We start from the raw sequence: 18,373 nt of genomic DNA on the forward strand, positions 1-18,373 counted from the left end.
CGACTCCTTTCAATTGCGGGTTCAGCGCCGCCCTGGGGCTTATCGGGCCTTTTCTATGCGCCAGATACCAAATGGCTGATGCCACGGTTCGATACGCATCCATTGGGTCTTGCCATGCCAGGTCCAGCGGTGGCCGTTCATCAGGTCTTCGCCCAGGGTGTCGGCGTCATCGTCCAGCCCCAGCTCCCACAGCGGCAGTTCGAAGCTGGCCTCCTGGGCGTTGTGCGGGTCGAGGCTGACCGCTATCAGGATGTAGTTGTCGCGCTCGGGCGTGCGCTTGGCGAAATACAGGATGTTGTCGTTCCAGCAGTTGAAGAACGCCACGCCCAGGTGCGTCTGCAGGGCACGGTTCTGCCGGCGGATGCGATTGAGTTGGGCGATTTCGGCAATGATGTTGCCGGGCTGGGTGAAATCGCGCGGGCGGATCTCGTACTTCTCCGAATCCAGGTACTCTTCCTTGCCCGGCAGGGGTGTGCCTTCGCACAGCTCGAAGCCCGAGTACATGCCCCACAGCCCCGACCCCATGGTCGCCAGCGCGGCGCGGATCAGAAACCCCGCACGGCCACTGGTGTGCAGGAAGAACGGGTTGATGTCCGGCGTGTTGACGAAGAAGTTGGGCCGGTAGCACAGGCTCCAGGGTGGCTGATTGAGCTGCTCGAAATACTCGCGCAGTTCCTGTTTGGTATTGCGCCAGGTGAAATAGGTGTAGCTCTGGGCGTACCCCACCTTGCCCAGGCGCGCCATCATCGCCGGTTTGGTGAAGGCTTCAGCCAGGAAGATCACGTCCGGGTACTGGCTGCGCACATTGGCGATCAACCATTGCCAGAACGGCAGCGGTTTGGTGTGCGGGTTGTCGACGCGGAAGGTCTTTACCCCCTCCTCGACCCAGCCCACCACCACATCGCGCAGGGCCAGCCACAGCGACGGCACGGCGTCAGCGGCGTAGAAATCGACGTTGACGATGTCCTGGTACTTCTTCGGCGGGTTTTCGGCGTAGCGGATGGTGCCATCGGGGCGCCAGCTGAACCAGCCGGGATGTTCCTTGAGCCACGGGTGGTCCTGGGAGCACTGGATGGCGAAGTCCAGGGCGATCTCCAGCCCGTGCTCGGCGGCGGCGGCCACCAGGCGGCGGAAGTCCTCCCGGGTGCCCAGCTGCGGGTGAATGGCATCGTGCCCGCCCTCGGGGCTGCCGATGGCATAGGGGCTGCCCGGGTCGTTGGGCTCAGCGCGCAAGGCATTGTTGCGGCCCTTGCGGTGCTGCTTGCCGATCGGATGAATGGGCGGGAAATACAGCACGTCAAAGCCCATGTCACGAATCATCGGCAAACGCTCGTGCACGTCGTTGAAGGTACCGTGGCGCTCAGGGCTGTCGGTGATCGAACGCGGGAACAGCTCATACCAGCTGGCGAACTGCGCGGCCGGGCGGTCGACATCGACCGGGAATTCGCGGCTGCAGGTGAGGTAGCTGCGGTGCTCGGCCTCGGTCATCAGGCGCGACGCCTGCGCATCCAGCAGCAGCGCCACCTGGTCAGCCTGGGCCAACGTGGGCAACTGAGCCTGCAGTGCCTCGATCTGCTTGCGCAGTTCGCCCTCGCTGCGCTCTGCGCCTTTGCCGAGCAGCTGGCGGCCCTCTTCCAGTTCCAGCTTCACGTCGACGCCGGCGTGGAACTTCTTCTCCAGGTCGTGGCAATAAGTGGCGAACGGATCGATCCAGGCCTCGATACTGAACAGGTGCGGGCCGAGTTCGGTGGGGGTGAATTCGGCCAGCCACAGGTCGTTGCCCGGCGAATGCATGGGCACGCAGTGCCAGCGCCGGCCATGGGCCTGCCGCCACTTGAGCATCACAGCCAGGCGATCGTGGCCATCGCTGTAGACCTTGCTGCTGACTGCAACCGGCAGGCCGCTGATGGCCTTGACGGCGAAACCGCCACCGTCAAGTGCGGGCTGGGTATCCTCGATCACGATGCGCGGCGCCAGCAGCGCCTGGGACAGGCTGATGGCCTGGTCGGGGTGATCGTTCGCCATCGGTACGCTTTCGAAGGGCTCGTTGCGCGACATCGGTCCTGGCTCCCTGTTGGCATTGGCGGTAAGGGTTCAGAGCCATCGTCCACGCAGGGGGTTCAAAAAAATTGAGCAAACGGCGCAGCCACGTATCAAAGCCTGCACCACCCTCTCATTCACCCTGCGAGGTCAGGCCATGAACATTCCCATTCCACCAGAGACACCCGACCCCAACATCGACGACCCGAGCCTGCCGCCGCCCGTGCCGGAAGATGATCCGGACGAGCTGCCGATCAAGCCGACCGAGCCGCCGACGGTCGGCGACCCGCCGAGCCAGGAGCCACCGGTGAAGGCTTAAGGGTAGACCACGCCACCTGATATTTTTGCCAGTAGCGGCGTGGGCGGATTGATTCGATGATGGCCCCCCCAATTTTTCAGAAAACTCACTATTGGGATAATCCTTGGTGCCACACTCATCTCCAGCCTATAGAACTTTGCCGCTTGAAGTGCGCGACACATGCTATGCGCTGACTGCGCAGGTGAGCGAGTGGGCCGCTGTGCCAATTACCCCAAGAGGCCTGGACGATGAAAAGACACTTTTACCGTAACGCCACATATATTACAACGCTTAGCCCTACACAAACTTCCTACATCTTGAGGAATGAAACAGTTATTTCGGCCTATAGAAAAAACAAAGAAATACATCTATTGGCCTGCGACCCACATAACTCCCCCATCAGCGACAGCACCTCAACAATACGGAATTTAGTAGCTTACGATGCATACGGGCATAGCCCTTTGGATGAAGTACAACCTGTCGCATTCAACGGTGAGTATTTCGACGCCATCAGTTCGCAATACTGGTTAGGCATGGGGTATCGGTCTTATCTCCCTACTCTACGCAGGTTCACCTGCCCTGATGACTTCAGCCCTTTCGACAGGGGTGGTGTTAATGCTTACGCATTTGTGTCCGGTGACCCTACAAACTTTAGTGATCCCAGTGGGCGCTGGCGCACCCGCAGTCTTAATTTAAAGCCGGTATTGGTCACCGACGGTCCGATGATAGCACTGGGCAAAGTCGTCGATAATCAAAGTGGGTACAACCGGGCACTACTGGTAGGCTACAACTCCGATGGCATGACCTATATTAAAGGTCATGGCGATAGAAGCTTAGGCACGATTGGTGGATACAAGCCCCGTGAAGTACTGCAAAAGATGCAGGACGCCAACCTTGAGCTAACTGACGGCCCTATACACTTGCTTAGCTGTAAAGCCGGAAGTAGGGGAGGCTATACCGGCTGGTCGAAACCCGTCGGGCAAACAATGGCAAACTTGACCGAGCGCCCAGTATATACCTATAAAAAGAATGTCTTCCGGCTACACCACACTGACGGGGAGTTTCTAAACATAGAAACAAATCTGGAAATCAAAAACCCCAAGCCGATCGTTTTTTACCCAGAAAAACCAAGCTTATTGAGTAGACTACTATCGGTTGTCAGAAAAAATAAAAACTAGTCAATTCCGCCAGCAGTACAGTGGATGGCAAGGCTCCTCAGGTTGTTCGAAGCACTTAAAGCGGGGCAACCCGAGGAGCATCACTCTCAAGTCGCCACGATTTCTGCCACACTGACCTCTCGCATCCGGAACTTCTGCACCTTACCCGTCACTGTCATGGGGTACTCATCGACAAAGCGGATATGCTGCGGCACTTTGAAGTGTGCGATGCGCGCCTTGCACCAATCCCGCAGTTCTTCGACGGTTGCGCTGTGCCCAGGGTGCAGCTTGATCCAGGCCACAATTTCCTCGCCGTAGCGGCTACATGGAATGCCGATCACCTGCGCATCGGCCACCGCCGGGTGGGTATAGAAGAACTCCTCGAGCTCGCGCGGATAAATGTTTTCGCCACCGCGAATGATCATGTCCTTGTTGCGCCCGACGATGCGCACATGGCCATCTTCATCCATCACCGCCAGGTCGCCCGAGTGCATCCACCCTGCAGGATCGATGGCATCCGCCGTGGCCTGCGGGTTGTCCCAGTAACCGAGCATCACGCTGTAGCCACGGGTGCACAATTCGCCGATCTCGCCCCTGGGCACGATGCAGCCGTCGGCATCCACCAGTTTGGTCTCCAGCTGGGGCTGGGTGCGGCCAACCGTGGTCACGCGCAGCTCCAGGTCATCGTCGGGGCCGGTCTGCAGGGACACCGGACTGGTTTCGGTCATGCCATAGGCAATTTGCACCTGGGCCATGTGCAGTTGGTCGATGACCCGGCGCATGACCTCGATCGGGCATGTGGCACCGGCCATGATGCCGCTGCGCAGGGTCGAAAGGTCCAGGTGCTGGCGCGACGGGTGGTCGAGCATGGCGATGAACATGGTCGGCACGCCATAGAGGATGCTGGCGCGCTCCTCGGCGACCGCACGCAGAGTGAGCTCGGCATCGAAGGCGTCGCTAGGGTAGATCATGGTGCTGCCATGGGTGATGCAACCGAGGTTGGCCATGACCATGCCGAAGCAGTGGTACAGCGGTACCGGGATCACCATGCGGTCGGTGCTGGTCAGGCCCAGACTTTCGCCAACCATGAAACCGTTGTTGAGGATGTTGTAATGGCTGAGCGTCGCCCCCTTGGGCGCGCCAGTGGTGCCGGAGGTGTACTGGATGTTCACCGGCTGATCGAACTGCAGGCTGCGCTGGCGAGCCTGATAAGCCTCAACAGCCGTCTCCCCTGCCCGCTCGCCAAGCGCATGCCACGCCAGAAAACCTGGGGGCGGGTTGCCGGCCAGGCTGATCACCCCGCGCAGCTCGGGCAGGCGCTCGCTGGCCAAGTCACCGGGCACCACTGCAGCCAGCCCCGGTATCAGCTCCTTGACCATGGCATGGTAATCGGACGTCTTGAAGGCATCGGCGCACACCAGCCAGCGGCAGCCGGACTGGCGCAACACGTACTCCAGCTCGCCCACCCGGTAGGCCGGGTTGATATTGACCAGAATCGCACCGACCTTGGCGCTGGCCAGCTGCAGGATGCACCACTGGGCGCAGTTGGGTGACCAGATGCCGACCCGGTCCCCCCTGTCGACACCCAGGGCCATCAACGCCCGGGCATGGACATCGACCTGTTCGGCCAACTGCTGCCAGGTGAAACGCAGGCCCTGCTGGCGCACCACCAACGCTTCGCCATCGGCGTAACGGGCCACGGTCGCATCGAAGGCCTGGCCAATGGTCAGGGTCAGCAAGGGTTGGTCCTGACGACCTTGGGTGTAGCTGGGTTGACTCATGGGTGTCCCTTCTTGTGGTTGTTCTGGGCACGGCTCAAGCAAGCGACAAATACTGTGGCGCAGATTTACGTTTACGTAAAGGTGATGACCGGATTGACACCGGCGGACCGCAGGTTTACGTTAACGTAAAGGTGAAAACGACATAGCGCTCATAGCCAATGGCTACCGCTTGCTGAGCTACGGTGTTTCCTAATTTCAAGAACAAGAAGGTGCCCCATGCATTACCCCTCCCTGAACTTCGCCCTGGGCGAAACCATCGACATGCTCCGTGACCAGGTGCGCACCTTCGTCGCCGCCGAGCTGGCGCCACGCGCCGCACAGATCGACCACGACAACCTTTTCCCTGCCGACATGTGGCGCAAGTTTGGCGACATGGGCCTGCTGGGCATCACGGTACCGGAAGAATACGGCGGCGCCGGCCTGGGCTACCTGGCCCACGTGGTGTCGATGGAAGAAATCAGCCGTGGCTCAGCCTCGGTGGCGCTGTCCTACGGCGCCCACTCCAACCTGTGCGTCAACCAGATCAACCGCAACGGCACCCATGAGCAGAAGCTCAAGTACCTGCCCAAGCTGATCAGCGGTGAGCACATCGGCGCGCTGGCCATGAGCGAGCCAAACGCCGGCTCCGACGTGGTGTCGATGAAACTGCGCGCCGAAAAGCGCGGCGACCGCTACGTGCTCAACGGCAGCAAGACCTGGATCACCAACGGCCCGGATGCCAACACCTACGTGATCTACGCCAAGACCGACCTGGACAAGGGCGCCCACGGCATCACTGCGTTCATCGTCGAGCGCGACTGGCAAGGCTTCAGCCGCAGCAACAAGTTCGACAAGCTGGGCATGCGCGGCTCCAACACCTGCGAGCTGTTCTTCGATGACGTCGAAGTGCCGGAAGAAAACATCCTCGGCCAGCTCAACGGCGGCGTGCGCGTACTGATGAGCGGCCTGGACTACGAGCGCGTGGTGCTCTCCGGTGGCCCCACCGGCATCATGCAAAGCTGCATGGACCTGGTGGTCCCGTACATCCACGACCGCAAGCAGTTCGGCCAGAGCATCGGCGAGTTCCAGTTGATCCAGGGCAAGATCGCCGACATGTACACCCAACTGAACGCCAGCCGCGCCTACCTGTACGCCGTGGCCCAGGCCTGCGACCGTGGCGAGACCACACGCAAGGACGCCGCCGGGGTGATCCTGTACACCGCGGAGCGCGCCACGCAGATGGCCCTGGAAGCGATCCAGATTCTCGGCGGCAACGGCTACATCAATGAATTCCCGGCGGGCCGCTTGCTGCGCGACGCCAAGCTGTACGAGATCGGCGCCGGCACCAGCGAAATCCGCAGGATGCTGATCGGCCGCGAACTGTTCAACGAAACCCGCTGAGCACAAGGGACGGGCGCACATGGCTACCTTGCACACCCAGATCAACCCGCGTTCGGCGGAATTCGCCGGCAACAGCGCGGCCATGCTCGAACAGGTCCAGGCCCTGCGCGGCCTGCTCGCCCACATTGCACAAGGCGGCGGGCCCAAGGCCCAAGAACGGCACACCTCCAGGGGCAAACTGCTACCGCGTGAGCGTATCGATCGTCTGCTGGACCCGGGCTCGCCATTTCTCGAAATCGGCCAGCTGGCCGCCCATGAGGTGTACGGCGAAGACGTGCCCGCTGCCGGCGTCATCGCGGGCATCGGCCGTGTCGAAGGCGTGGAATGCATGATCGTGGCCAACGACGCCACCGTAAAAGGCGGTTCGTATTACCCGCTGACGGTCAAAAAGCACCTGCGTGCGCAAGCCATCGCCCAGCAGAACCGTCTGCCGTGCATCTACCTGGTGGACTCGGGCGGCGCCAACCTGCCGCGCCAGGATGAAGTGTTCCCGGACCGCGAGCACTTCGGGCGAATCTTCTTCAACCAGGCCAACATGAGCGCGCTGGGCATCCCGCAGATCGCCGTGGTCATGGGCTCGTGCACCGCAGGCGGCGCCTATGTGCCGGCCATGGCCGACGAAGCGATCATGGTCCGCCAGCAGGCGACCATCTTCCTGGCGGGCCCGCCACTGGTGAAAGCCGCGACGGGTGAGGTGGTGAGCGCCGAAGACCTCGGCGGTGCCGATGTGCACTGCCGCACCAGCGGCGTGGCCGACCATTATGCCGACAATGACGAGCACGCCCTGGCCATCGCCCGGCGCAGCGTGGCCAACCTCAACTGGCACAAGCTGGGCAAGCTGCAGTGCCTGGCCCCGGTGGCGCCACTGTATGCCGCCGACGAGTTGTATGGCGTGGTACCGGCGGATGCCAAGCAACCGTTCGATGTGCGCGAGGTCATTGCGCGGCTGGTCGATGGCTCGGTGTTCGATGAATTCAAGGCACTGTTCGGCACCACACTGGTGTGCGGCTTTGCCCACCTGCACGGCTACCCGGTGGCGATACTGGCCAACAACGGCATCCTGTTCGCCGAAGCCGCGCAGAAAGGCGCGCACTTCATCGAACTGGCCTGCCAACGCGGCATCCCTCTGCTGTTCCTGCAAAACATCACCGGCTTCATGGTCGGCAAGAAGTACGAAGAAGGCGGCATCGCCAAGCACGGCGCCAAGCTGGTCACCGCCGTGGCCTGCGCCCAGGTGCCGAAGTTCACGGTGATCATCGGTGGCAGCTTTGGCGCTGGCAACTACGGCATGTGTGGCCGCGCCTATGATCCGCGCTTCCTGTGGATGTGGCCCAATGCGCGGATTGGCGTGATGGGGGCCGAACAGGCTGCCGGGGTGCTGGCCCAGGTCAAGCGCGAGCAGAGCGAACGCAGCGGCCAGGCCTTCAGCGCCGAGGATGAGGCCAGGCTCAAGCAGCCCATTCTCGACCAGTACGAACACCAGGGTCACCCCTACTATTCCAGCGCCCGGCTATGGGACGACGGCGTCATCGACCCGGCGCAGACCCGCGACGTGCTAGGCCTGGCGTTGTCCGCCGCGCTGAACGCACCAATCGAACAGAGCCGCTTCGGCATTTTCCGGATGTGACCCATGAGCGATTTCAGCACCCTCGAAGTGATCCGCGACCCGCGCGGCTTCGCCACCCTGTGGCTGAGCCGCGAGGACAAGAACAACGCCTTCAATGCACAGATGATCCGCGAGCTGATCGTCGCCCTCGGCCAGCTGGCCGACGACGCCAGCCTGCGCTTCATGCTGCTGCGCGGCCGTGGCCGGCATTTCAGCGCCGGCGCAGACCTGGCGTGGATGCAGCAATCGGCACAGCTGGACTTCAACACCAACCTCGATGACGCCCGTGAACTGGGCGAACTGATGTACGCCCTGCACCGCTTGAAGGTACCCACCCTGGCCGTGGTGCAGGGCGCGGCCTTTGGCGGCGCCCTGGGGTTGATCAGTTGCTGCGACATGGCTATCGGCGCCGAGGATGCACAGCTGTGCCTGTCCGAAGTGCGCATCGGCCTGGCCCCGGCGGTGATCAGCCCGTTCGTGGTCAAGGCCATCGGTGAGCGTACCGCGCGCCGTTATGCCCTGACCGCCGAACGCTTCAGCGGCGTACGGGCCCGGGAACTGGGGCTGTTGGCAGAGGTGTACCCGGCCAGTGAGCTGGAAGTGCAGGTACAAGCCTGGGTGGACAACCTCTTGCAAAACAGCCCGCAGGCACTGCGCGCCACCAAGGACCTGCTGCGCGAAGTCGATGACGGTGAGCTCAGCCCTGCCCTGCGCCGCTACTGTGAAAACGCCATTGCCCGTATCCGTGTCAGCGCCGAAGGCCAGGAGGGCCTGCGCGCCTTCCTGGAAAAACGTCGCCCCGCCTGGCAAACCGAGCCCAACAAGGAGCCGCGCCCATGAGCCGCCCGCCATTGACCACGCTGCTGGTCGCCAACCGTGGCGAAATCGCCTGCCGGGTGATGCGCACCGCCAAGGCCATGGGCCTGACCACCGTGGCCGTGCACAGCGCCACCGACCGCGATGCCCGCCACAGCCGCGAAGCGGATATCCGTGTCGACCTGGGTGGCAGCAAAGCCGCTGACAGTTACCTGGTGATCGACAAATTGCTCGCTGCGGCCAAAGCCAGCGGCGCCCAGGCCATTCACCCAGGCTACGGCTTTCTTTCGGAAAACGCAGGCTTTGCCCGAGCCATCGAAGACGCCGGGCTGATTTTCCTTGGCCCGCCGGCCAGCGCCATTGATGCAATGGGCAGCAAATCGGCAGCCAAGGCGCTGATGGAAGCGGCCGGCGTACCGCTGGTGCCGGGTTACCACGGCGACGCCCAGGACCTGGAAACCTTCCGCGCCGCCGCCGAGCGCATCGGCTACCCGGTGCTGCTCAAGGCCAGCGCCGGGGGCGGCGGCAAGGGCATGAAAGTGGTGGAGGAAGAAAGCCAGCTGGCCGATGCCCTCGCCTCGGCCCAGCGTGAAGCGCAGTCGTCGTTCGGCGATGCGCGCATGCTGGTGGAAAAGTACGTGCTCAAGCCCCGCCACGTCGAGATCCAGGTGTTCGCCGATCAGCACGGCAACTGCCTGTACCTTAATGAGCGCGACTGCTCGATCCAGCGCCGCCATCAGAAAGTGGTCGAGGAAGCGCCTGCGCCGGGGCTCTCCCCTGAATTGCGGCGGGCCATGGGCGAAGCGGCGGTGCGCGCCGCCCAGGCCATCGGTTATGTCGGTGCCGGCACCGTGGAGTTTCTGCTCGATGCCCGTGGCGAGTTCTTCTTCATGGAGATGAATACCCGCCTGCAGGTAGAGCACCCGGTGACCGAAGCTATCACCGGCCTGGACCTGGTGGCCTGGCAGATCCGCGTCGCCTGCGGCGAGCCGCTGCCGATTACCCAGGCGCAGGTGCCGCTGATCGGCCATGCCATCGAGGTGCGCCTGTATGCCGAAGACCCGGCCAATGAGTTTCTGCCGGCTACAGGCACCCTGACGCTGTACCGCGAGTCGGCACCTGGCGAAGGTCGCCGGGTGGACAGCGGGGTAAGCGAGGGAGACCAGGTCTCATCCTTTTATGACCCCATGCTGGGCAAGCTGATCGCGTGGGGCGAAAACCGTGAACAGGCACGCCTGCGCTTGCTGGCGATGCTGGACGAGTTCGCCATCGGCGGGCTGAAGACCAACATTGCCTTCCTGCGCCGCATCCTCGCCCATCCCGCATTCGCGGCGGCCGAGCTGGATACAGGCTTTATTCCACGTCATCAGGAGGTACTGCTGCCGGTACCGCAGCCATTGCCCGCAGGCTTCTGGCAAGCCGCAGGGGAAGCCTGGCTGCAGGGCCAGGCGCCGCATCAGCGTGACGACGATAACCGCTCCCCCTGGGCTGAGCGCACGGGTTTGCGCCTGGGCCTGCCAGCGCACAGCAGCCTGCATTTACGCAGCGGCGGCGAAAGCCAGGCAGTTACCCTTGAGCACGGCGCTACTTTGGCCTGGCAGCTGGACGGCGAACAGCTCGGGCATGATCAAGGCGGCGTGCGCAGGCGTTACCTGGCAGTGCGCCGCGGTGGCACGCTATACCTGCGCTGGGATGGTGAAATGCATGCCATCGAGGCCTTTGACCCGATCGCTGAGGCCGAAGCCAGCCACAGCCATCAGGGCGGGCTGGGCGCGCCCATGAATGGCAGCATCGTGCGGGTACTGGTGGAGCCGGGCCAGGCGGTGGAAGCAGGGACTGCGCTGGTGGTGCTGGAGGCGATGAAAATGGAACACAGCATCCGCGCTCCGCAAGGTGGGACGGTGAAGGCGTTGTTTTGCCAGGAAGGGGATATGGTCAGCGAAGGGACGGTGCTGGTCGAACTGGTGGAGTGATGCAAGCAAGGGCCGCTTTGCGGCCCCGGCAATCTAGAAGGAGCCGTGCACCCGCACAACCACCCCGAGAAACTCACACCCTGGCTCACACAAAACCGTCGGATAACGGGTATTCAGGGGCTTGAGCATCCGCTCCCCACCCTCTTCGATCAATTGCCGCAAGACCGCCAAGCGCCCCGGCTGCCTGGCAATCACCAACTTGCCCGGCTGCGCCTCGAGCCCCGTATCGATCAGGATACGCATACCTTCCGGCACGCTCTTGCCACTGGCGGCGTTCATCGAGTCGTTTTCCACTGCCAGCCAAAATGCATTACCCGCCGGCATATAGTCAGTCTGTTCGTGCAGGTCGCTCTTTTCAGGTAAAGGCCCCTGCAGATCAGCCCAGCTCAGCACAGGGAAACGGAAGCTTGCATAACGCAGCGCCTCAACCGACAAAGGCCGTGCGGGGCCGTAGGTGCCCCTGGATTCACGCGTGAGGTCATTGACCTCACGTTCAACCACCATGACCTGGGCCTCCAGGTACACCAACCCGAGCTTTTCCAGTTTCTCGTTGATGGTGATCAGCGTTGGCCGCCGCGTCCCACGCAGCCAATGGCCCACGCCGCCCTGAGTCATGCCCAGACGTTCGGCCAGCTTGAGCTGGCTGAGATTATGTTCGCGCTTGTAGCGCTTGAGAAATGCGTTCCAGTTTTCCATGAGCGGCAACAATACGGACTGTATTAGCCGCTTCAATACACACTCTGAATTATTTGTGACAGGATTAATAGTACAGATTGACCTATGCTCTGATTTCATTGTGTTTGAAGGGAAATCAGAAGGTATCGCGATGAAACCACCGAAAAACGACGAAACAGAACTCGACAGCGAAGCAGCCCGCCGCGCCCTCGACTACTACCTCAACCCCAACCCGCCGCGCCCCAGCATCGACAACAAGATCTGGACACTCCACGAAGGCGTCACCGCAGACCAGGCCCAGGAGCACGCCATCGCGCTGCTGCGCTGCGCGGCCGCCACCGCCCATGAAACCGCCACCCATCAGGAAGGCAGCCACCGCGAGCTGACCTTTGCACTGATGCACATGATGGACATGGCCAGGGCGCTGCTGGAGCACAAGCGGACCGTGCAGAGCGGTCTTTAGACTGGAACTGGAATAGGGAGAGACGTGGTGGCCAGGTAACGGCAAGGGGCCCCGATTGCCGGGACAAGGGAGTGCTCCAGCAAAAGTTTTTACCGGATAGGTGAAAAATCATTTGACTGGCAAATGATAACGATTATTATTGCACTCAGCTGATCGCGAGATCTGCTGGATAACCTGGAGCTTAGGTCGCTCTCAGATTATCTCCTCATCAGGCTAATCACGGTTTTTGACCCGGCTTATTGCCGGGTCTTTTTTTTTGGCTCTTCAGGCTAATGAAGATCATTGATGGCCGCGATGATAGCAAAAGTGTGTCAGGGCGTGAACGCTCATTACAAAACTTTGCGGAATCAGCACTTGAGAATCAATCTCGTTTCTACTAAGCTGGTTTCGCATCACGGAAGATGCCCCCACCCCTACTCTTGAGCAAGGAGCTGACCATGAGCCGCCTGCTGCTGCCTTTTGAGCACCCAACGCCCGCTACCGGCCACGACGCCGAGGATGCCCTGCTGCACGGGCTCAAGCGCTTGCCACGCCGCGTTCAGCAAGTGTTCCTTGCTCAATCGCCTGGACCAGCTGGACTTCGCCGGCATCGCCAGGCGCCTCGACTTGCCCTTGCTGAGCATCGAACGGCACATGAACCAGGCCCTGCAAACGGCCCGCCCGCACGGTGATGCTGTGGCCAGCGCTGCCAGCCAATGGTATGTACGGTTGCAGAGCCCTGAGGTCACCACCTGCGAGCGCATTGATTTTCGGCGCTGGCTGGACGCCGATGCAGCGCACCTGCAAGCCTTCCATGACACCGAACTGCGCTGGCGCAGCCTGCTCGCCCCAGCGAGGGAGCTGGGGCACGATAACTGGTATCGGCAAGGGCGAGCGGCGATTTCGTTGGGTGGGTGTTCGATTGCAGTAGGGCTGGGCGTGGCGGCGCTGGTGCTGTTTGGCTACTGGGCGTAAGCCGTCAGGGTCGGCAGGATGCAAAGCCAGTACCCCTGCCAAATCAAGGCTTATGTCCGAATAGCCCGGACACGCAGGCAAGGAGCAACCAGCCTGATAGGCAAGAGGCTATAAAACTCACTGCCAGATGCATTGCCAAACTCACCTCTCCTGATGAAGCCACCAGCAGGCTAACGCCCCCACCGCACGCAAAGAGCAATGTGTTGCTGACCGATGCAGCAGCCCCTGCGCGATCGGGATGCCGACTGAGTGCGTACGTGGTTGCAGCCGGGCGGACGATCGTCGTGCCGATTGTGCATAAGGTTAATGGCAATACAAGATCGATGAGCACCAGTGCACCGCTTGAAATAGCAAGGTGCAGGGCAATGCCAGCGGTGCCTATCAGTGCAAATCCACAACCAATCTGCGCCTGTGTACTCATACTTCGATTCAGCGAATTGGCAACTACACCGCCGACCATGTAGGCCAACCCATACAAGAGGAACGCCATGGAGAAGGCGAACTCCGTCAACCCTAGCGGCCCCATCAGCAACAAGGGGGATACGACAACAAATGAAAAGTGACAGGCAAATGCCAAACAGGAGAAGAACGAATACACAAGAAACTTTCTGTCCTTCAGAATCTGGCAATAGCCAGGCAAAAAACCTCCCCGATAGCGAGAGGCTCTATTTTCACCCAATAACATCAAACAAAGTAACAGCACCAATACTGCCAGCATGACAAACGCCTGAAAACTCCCCTGCCACCCCCAATATTGCTGAAGCACGCTGCCTGCTAACGGCGACAACGCGATAAAGACGCCGCTTGCACTGGTCAGAAGAATTCGCATCGCATTGCGCTGCTGGCCACTGTAACTATCCTGCACCAGCGCTTGGCTTAGTACGAAACAGCCACAGCCCATGGCCTGCAACAGGCGAAACACCATGAAGGTCTCATAGTGAGTGGTGCGCATGCAGCCGATTGCCCCTGCGATGCCTACCAAGAGCCCAGCGATCAGCAAGCGTTTTCTTCCCACACAATCGGAAAGCGGGCCGATCACCGCTTGGGATAGAGCCACACCCAGCGCAAATAAACTCACTGAATAGGCAATGCGCTTTGTATCGACTGCATAATACTCAGCCATCTGCGGAACAGAAGGCAAAATGACGTCGAGTGGGAATACACCCAGCAGACTGATAAGAATGAGTAAAATCGACAGGGCAGTAGTTTTAGCAGGCACGCCACCCACTCCGGTTACTGACGACAGGGCGCTGACCAACACGCCTAACCGTTCCACTATTTTTTTCAATGCATATACGAACCCACACAGGCAATACACACAAGCGGGATTACTGAATGAAACACCCTAAAAACGTGTAGGATTCTTGAACCCAACATCGTACTAGTCCGTCCTGACCCGCCCATTCCAGTTCGATCTATCAACTGCTTAACCAGCCTGGAATTAACTTCCCAACAATAGGAAATCATTGAGGGTGCTGTTTTTGTACACAGCCTCCCCCGCGAGGGGTGTACAGTACCCCCCCACAACAAAGCCCAAGGAGCCACGCCAATGACCGTGACGCTGTCCCCTCTGCAGATCGACTGCGCTTTCGATTCCGGCAACATCCAGGTCCTGGATGCCAGTAACCCTGCCCAGGTCCACCTGGCCATTCGCCCGGACACCCACAGCGGCCACTTCCAGTGGTTCCACTTCAAGGTCAGCGGCCTCACGCCCGGTCAGGTCCATCGCTTCAGCCTGGACAACGCCAGCGAGTCTTCCTACAAGAACGCCTGGGCCGGCTATAACGCCGTGGCTTCGTACGACCAGCAAACCTGGTTCCGTGTGCCCAGCCAGTTCGATGGCAAGGCACTGGCCTTCGAAGTGAAAGCCGAGCAGGAGCAGATCTGGTTCGCCTACTTCGAGCCCTACCCGCGTGCGCGCCACAACCAGTTGATCGAGCGTGCCCAGCAGATTCCCGGTGTCGAACTGCTGGCCCATGGCCGCAGCGTGCAGGGCCGCGACATTCCGCTGTTGCGCGCAGGCGACGGAGCCGCAGGCAAACGCAAGCTCTGGCTGATCGCCCAGCAGCACCCGGGCGAGCACATGGCCGAGTGGTTCATGGAGGGGGTGATCGACCGTCTTCAAGCCAATGAAGCCGTCGTCCAGCAATTGCTGGCCAAGGCTGACCTGTACCTGATCGCAAACATGAACCCGGATGGCGCCTTCCTCGGCCACCTGCGCACCAACTTCAAGGGCCAGGACCTCAACCGGGCCTGGCAGGACGCCAGCGTCGAGGCTAGCCCGGAGGTGTTCTTTGCCCAGGCGCAGATGAAGCAGTACGGGGTGGATGCGTTCATCGATGTGCATGGGGATGAAGAAATCCCGCACGTGTTCACCGCAGCGTGTGAGGGTAACCCGGGGTACACGCCACGCCTGGTCAAGCTTGAGGAGCAGTTCCGCAGCACCTTATGCAGCGTTACGCCTGACTTCCAGACCAAGTATGGCTATACCCGCGATGAGCCGGGGCAGGCCAATACGACACTGGCGTGCAATGCGGTGGGCATGGCGTACGACTGCCTGTCGCAGACCCTTGAGATGCCGTTCAAGGACCATGACGATGCGCCCAACCCGGTGACCGGCTGGTCGGGAGAGCGGTCCAAGGCATTGGCAGGGGCGGTGCTGGAGACCTTGCTGAAGATGGCTGACGATTTGCGCTGATCAATGCTGGCCTCTTCGCGAGGCCAGCCCGCTCCAATACCCTCGCTCATATCTCTATATAGTGTCTGCGAGCTGTCCCGGTACAAACCGCAGACATCGTCTGGCACTGCCCACAGCAAAGAAATTTTCGGCTGGCATCGAACCCAAGCGCCTCCCGTGCCTCCAATGGCCATAGGCCGGCAAAGCAGTGCGCATTCTGTTACGGTGCGCAGCAGCCACCGAGCCCGCATCAGACGCATGCGCGCCATGCATGGACGAACATGACAGGAGCGTATCCATTGACGACCACCGACATCGCACTCGCCGAAGCCGTGGAACGCTGCGCCCAGGAGCCGATCCAGGTACCCGGCAGCATCCAGCCACATGGTTTTCTGCTGGTGCTGGATGAACAGGACCTGCGTATCCTCCAGGCCAGCGACAATGTCGAACGCTGGCTCGGTGTGCCCGCCCTTGAGCTGGTGGGATGCACCTTCGCCGACGTGGTCAGCGACAGTTTCGATCTGCGTTCCCATCTTGAGCGCCTGCCCGGCGACGATGTATTCCCCTTCCACATCGGCGATGTGCTCCTGCGTAATGGGGCACCCTGCAACGACCGGCTGCGCCTGCTGACCCATCGCCATGATCAGGTACTGATCGCTGAGTTCGAGCCCGTTCGTCAGCCTGTCGGCCCGGTCGACCAAGGCGATTATTACCCCCTGGTGCGGGGTTTCGTCAGTAGCCTGAACAACGCCGCAACCCTGGAAGCGTTGCTGCAGCAGACTGTATTGCAGATAAAGCGAATCACCGGTTTTGGCCGGGTCAAGGCCTACAGCTTCGATAAAGAGGGCAATGGCCAGGTGCTCGCTGAAGTGGCTGATGCCGGCTATCCACGCTACTTGGGTTTGTGCTTCCCCGCGTCGGACATTCCCCGCCAGGCCCGCGAGCTCTATCGGGTCAACCGCATTCGTGTGATCGAAGATGCCGACTACCAGGCCTCACCGCTGGTGCCGGCGGCCAACCCGCGCACCGGCAAGCCGCTGGACATGAGTTTTGCCGCGTTGCGCAGCGTGTCGCCGGTGCACCTGCAGTACATGCGCAACATGGGCACCCTGGCGTCGATGTCACTGTCGATCGTGGTCGATGGGCAACTGTGGGGGCTGGTGTCGTGCCACCACGAGCAACCTCGACCGGTCGACCTGCGCACCCGCACAGCCTGCGAGCTGCTGGCCAGTGTGCTGTCGCTGCAGATCGAGTCGCGTGAGGCCCACGCCAATACCCGGAAGCTGCTCGACCTGCGCCAGCACATCGTACGCATGATCTCCTCGATGGCCGACCATGACAGTGTCAGCGAGGGCCTGCGCGCGCAGCCCGAGGTGCTGCTGGCCTTCGCCGGGGCAAGCGGCGCAGCGGTCATTTCCGCCGAGCGCTGCGACCTGATTGGCCAGACGCCGCCGGCAGCGCAGGTCACTGCGCTGGTGCACTGGCTGGCCCAGCGTCATGATGAGACGGTGTTCCACAGTGACAACGTGCGCCGCGACATCGACGAACTGCCCGAGCTGGCCGAGCATGCCGGTGGCGTGCTGGCAGTGGCCATTTCCCAGATCCACTCGCACTACCTGCTGTGGTTCCGCCCCGAGCAGGTGCGCACGGTCAACTGGGCCGGACGGCCCGACAAACAGATAGGCCCGCAGGGCGCGCTGAACCCGCGGCACAGCTTCGAACACTGGCAGGAACAGCTGGGCGGCTACTGCGAGCCATGGGACCCGCTGACGATCGAAGGCGTGGTCGAACTGCGCACCGCCGTGCTCGGCATTGTCCTGCGCAAGGCCGAAGAGCTGGCGCAACTGGCCAACGAGCTGCGCCGTTCGAACAAGGAGCTCGAAGCCTTCAGCTACAGCGTGTCACACGACCTGCGCGCACCGTTGCGGCATATCGCCGGTTACACCGAACTGCTAGGCGAAATCGAAGGCCAGGGCTTGAGTGAACGCGGCCGGCGCTTTCTCAAGCACATCGAGGAAGCTGCGCAGTTCGCCGGCAGCCTGGTGGATAACCTGCTCAACTTCTCGCAGATGGGCCGCTCGGCGCTACGCCTGTCGGATGTTGACCTCAATGCGCTTGTAGAAGCCATCCGCCAGGAACTGGCGCCCGATTATGAAGGGCGCGAGATCGTCTGGGACGTCGCACCACTGCCCAAGGTGATCGGTGACCCGGCGTTCATCAACCTGGCGCTGCATAATCTGATCGCCAACGCTATCAAGTACACCCGTGGCCGCGAACCTGCGCGCATCGAAATCGGCGCACACCAGCACGCGGAGGAAATCGAAGTCTATATTCGCGATAATGGCGTGGGCTTCGACATGGCCTATGCCAACAAACTCTTCGGGGTGTTCCAGCGGCTGCACCGCATGGAGGATTTCGAGGGCACCGGAATAGGTCTGGCCAGCGTGCGGCGGATCATCGAGCGCCATGATGGCCGAGTCTGGGCCCAAGGCCAGGTCGACCAGGGCGCCAGCTTCCATTTCACTCTTCCACGTCATCCAGAAACAAACTGAG

Annotated in this window: 13 protein-coding genes and 1 pseudogene; 10 read left to right on the forward strand and 4 right to left on the reverse strand. The window is 61.3% G+C overall.

Annotated elements, in window-relative coordinates:
- Positions 1-39 precede the first annotated feature (39 nt).
- Complete coding sequence (locus ACEWE8_RS09335) at positions 40-2,058, reverse strand: alpha-1,4-glucan--maltose-1-phosphate maltosyltransferase (protein ID WP_046787290.1); 2,019 nt, start codon at positions 2,056-2,058, stop codon at positions 40-42.
- 139 nt (positions 2,059-2,197) lie between these two features.
- Here ACEWE8_RS09335 and ACEWE8_RS09340 point away from each other — a divergent pair, with 139 nt between their 5' ends.
- Positions 2,198-2,359: a hypothetical protein gene (locus tag ACEWE8_RS09340; RefSeq protein WP_177010474.1), complete on the forward strand. Its 162-nt coding sequence runs from the start codon at positions 2,198-2,200 to the stop codon at positions 2,357-2,359.
- 227 nt (positions 2,360-2,586) lie between these two features.
- A complete protein-coding gene (locus ACEWE8_RS09345) occupies positions 2,587-3,516 on the forward strand; it encodes an RHS repeat-associated core domain-containing protein (RefSeq protein ID WP_080952156.1) in 930 nt (309 codons plus the stop codon).
- Between the two features lie 86 nt (positions 3,517-3,602).
- Here ACEWE8_RS09345 and ACEWE8_RS09350 read toward each other — a convergent pair whose 3' ends face one another.
- Entirely contained in the window at positions 3,603-5,276 is a 1,674-nt protein-coding gene (locus tag ACEWE8_RS09350) for an AMP-binding protein (protein WP_046787291.1), read from the reverse strand.
- Positions 5,277-5,492: 216 nt separating this feature from the next.
- Between ACEWE8_RS09350 and ACEWE8_RS09355 the strand changes: the two genes are divergently transcribed.
- From ACEWE8_RS09355 to ACEWE8_RS09370, 4 genes are read left to right on the forward strand one after another with little or no spacing between them, the layout of a single operon-like run.
- Positions 5,493-6,656, forward strand: coding sequence for an isovaleryl-CoA dehydrogenase (locus tag ACEWE8_RS09355; RefSeq protein WP_012313713.1), 1,164 nt, complete (start codon positions 5,493-5,495; stop codon positions 6,654-6,656).
- 19 nt (positions 6,657-6,675) lie between these two features.
- A complete protein-coding gene (locus ACEWE8_RS09360; protein ID WP_046787292.1) occupies positions 6,676-8,283 on the forward strand; it encodes a carboxyl transferase domain-containing protein in 1,608 nt (535 codons plus the stop codon).
- Between the two features lie 3 nt (positions 8,284-8,286).
- Positions 8,287-9,102 carry a gamma-carboxygeranoyl-CoA hydratase gene (locus ACEWE8_RS09365; RefSeq protein ID WP_012313711.1) on the forward strand — a complete coding sequence of 272 codons (816 nt, stop codon included), beginning with the start codon at positions 8,287-8,289 and terminating at the stop codon, positions 9,100-9,102.
- Complete coding sequence (locus ACEWE8_RS09370) at positions 9,099-11,051, forward strand: acetyl/propionyl/methylcrotonyl-CoA carboxylase subunit alpha (RefSeq protein ID WP_046787293.1); 1,953 nt, start codon at positions 9,099-9,101, stop codon at positions 11,049-11,051. Before ACEWE8_RS09365 ends, ACEWE8_RS09370 begins: the two co-directional genes overlap by 4 nt.
- A 33-nt stretch (positions 11,052-11,084) precedes the next feature.
- On the opposite strand, the gene ACEWE8_RS09375 is transcribed toward ACEWE8_RS09370, so the two are convergent.
- A complete protein-coding gene (locus ACEWE8_RS09375; protein ID WP_046787294.1) occupies positions 11,085-11,747 on the reverse strand; it encodes a LexA family transcriptional regulator in 663 nt (220 codons plus the stop codon).
- 130 nt (positions 11,748-11,877) lie between these two features.
- On the opposite strand from ACEWE8_RS09375, the gene ACEWE8_RS09380 reads away from it, so the two are divergent.
- Both ACEWE8_RS09380 and ACEWE8_RS09385 read left to right on the forward strand, forming a co-directional pair.
- The gene (locus tag ACEWE8_RS09380; RefSeq protein WP_046787295.1) at positions 11,878-12,189 is read left to right on the forward strand and encodes a DUF6124 family protein; all 312 of its coding nucleotides are present in this window, start codon (positions 11,878-11,880) and stop codon (positions 12,187-12,189) included.
- Between the two features lie 437 nt (positions 12,190-12,626).
- Positions 12,627-13,143: pseudogene (locus ACEWE8_RS09385) on the forward strand (DUF4880 domain-containing protein).
- A gap of 43 nt (positions 13,144-13,186) precedes the next feature.
- On the opposite strand, the gene ACEWE8_RS09390 reads toward ACEWE8_RS09385, so the two are convergent.
- Positions 13,187-14,362: an MFS transporter gene (locus tag ACEWE8_RS09390; RefSeq protein ID WP_046787296.1), complete on the reverse strand. Its 1,176-nt coding sequence runs from the start codon at positions 14,360-14,362 to the stop codon at positions 13,187-13,189.
- Between the two features lie 330 nt (positions 14,363-14,692).
- Here ACEWE8_RS09390 and ACEWE8_RS09395 point away from each other — a divergent pair, with 330 nt between their 5' ends.
- Together ACEWE8_RS09395 and ACEWE8_RS09400 are read left to right on the forward strand one after the other, a co-directional pair.
- A complete protein-coding gene (locus tag ACEWE8_RS09395; RefSeq protein ID WP_395589296.1) occupies positions 14,693-15,841 on the forward strand; it encodes a M14-type cytosolic carboxypeptidase in 1,149 nt (382 codons plus the stop codon).
- 260 nt (positions 15,842-16,101) lie between these two features.
- A complete protein-coding gene (locus tag ACEWE8_RS09400; RefSeq protein WP_046787298.1) occupies positions 16,102-18,372 on the forward strand; it encodes an ATP-binding protein in 2,271 nt (756 codons plus the stop codon).
- Position 18,373 lies beyond the last annotated feature (1 nt).

The sequence above is a fragment of the Pseudomonas sp. TR47 genome, assembly GCF_044143025.1.
In the GTDB taxonomy this organism is placed as follows: domain Bacteria; phylum Pseudomonadota; class Gammaproteobacteria; order Pseudomonadales; family Pseudomonadaceae; genus Aquipseudomonas; species Aquipseudomonas putida_E.

Bases quoted from the DNA above. Each gene is read 5' to 3' on its own strand.
- ACEWE8_RS09340 (WP_177010474.1), top strand. From the start codon at position 2,198: ATGAACATTCCCATTCCACCAGAGACACCCGACCCCAACATCGACGAC.
- ACEWE8_RS09375 (WP_046787294.1), bottom strand. From the start codon at position 11,747: ATGGAAAACTGGAACGCATTTCTCAAGCGCTACAAGCGCGAACATAAT.
- ACEWE8_RS09335 (WP_046787290.1), bottom strand. From the start codon at position 2,058: ATGTCGCGCAACGAGCCCTTCGAAAGCGTACCGATGGCGAACGATCAC.
- ACEWE8_RS09360 (WP_046787292.1), top strand. From the start codon at position 6,676: ATGGCTACCTTGCACACCCAGATCAACCCGCGTTCGGCGGAATTCGCC.
- ACEWE8_RS09350 (WP_046787291.1), bottom strand. From the start codon at position 5,276: ATGAGTCAACCCAGCTACACCCAAGGTCGTCAGGACCAACCCTTGCTG.
- ACEWE8_RS09370 (WP_046787293.1), top strand. From the start codon at position 9,099: ATGAGCCGCCCGCCATTGACCACGCTGCTGGTCGCCAACCGTGGCGAA.
- ACEWE8_RS09345 (WP_080952156.1), top strand. From the start codon at position 2,587: ATGAAAAGACACTTTTACCGTAACGCCACATATATTACAACGCTTAGC.
- ACEWE8_RS09400 (WP_046787298.1), top strand. From the start codon at position 16,102: ATGACAGGAGCGTATCCATTGACGACCACCGACATCGCACTCGCCGAA.
- ACEWE8_RS09365 (WP_012313711.1), top strand. From the start codon at position 8,287: ATGAGCGATTTCAGCACCCTCGAAGTGATCCGCGACCCGCGCGGCTTC.
- ACEWE8_RS09380 (WP_046787295.1), top strand. From the start codon at position 11,878: ATGAAACCACCGAAAAACGACGAAACAGAACTCGACAGCGAAGCAGCC.
- ACEWE8_RS09395 (WP_395589296.1), top strand. From the start codon at position 14,693: ATGACCGTGACGCTGTCCCCTCTGCAGATCGACTGCGCTTTCGATTCC.
- ACEWE8_RS09355 (WP_012313713.1), top strand. From the start codon at position 5,493: ATGCATTACCCCTCCCTGAACTTCGCCCTGGGCGAAACCATCGACATG.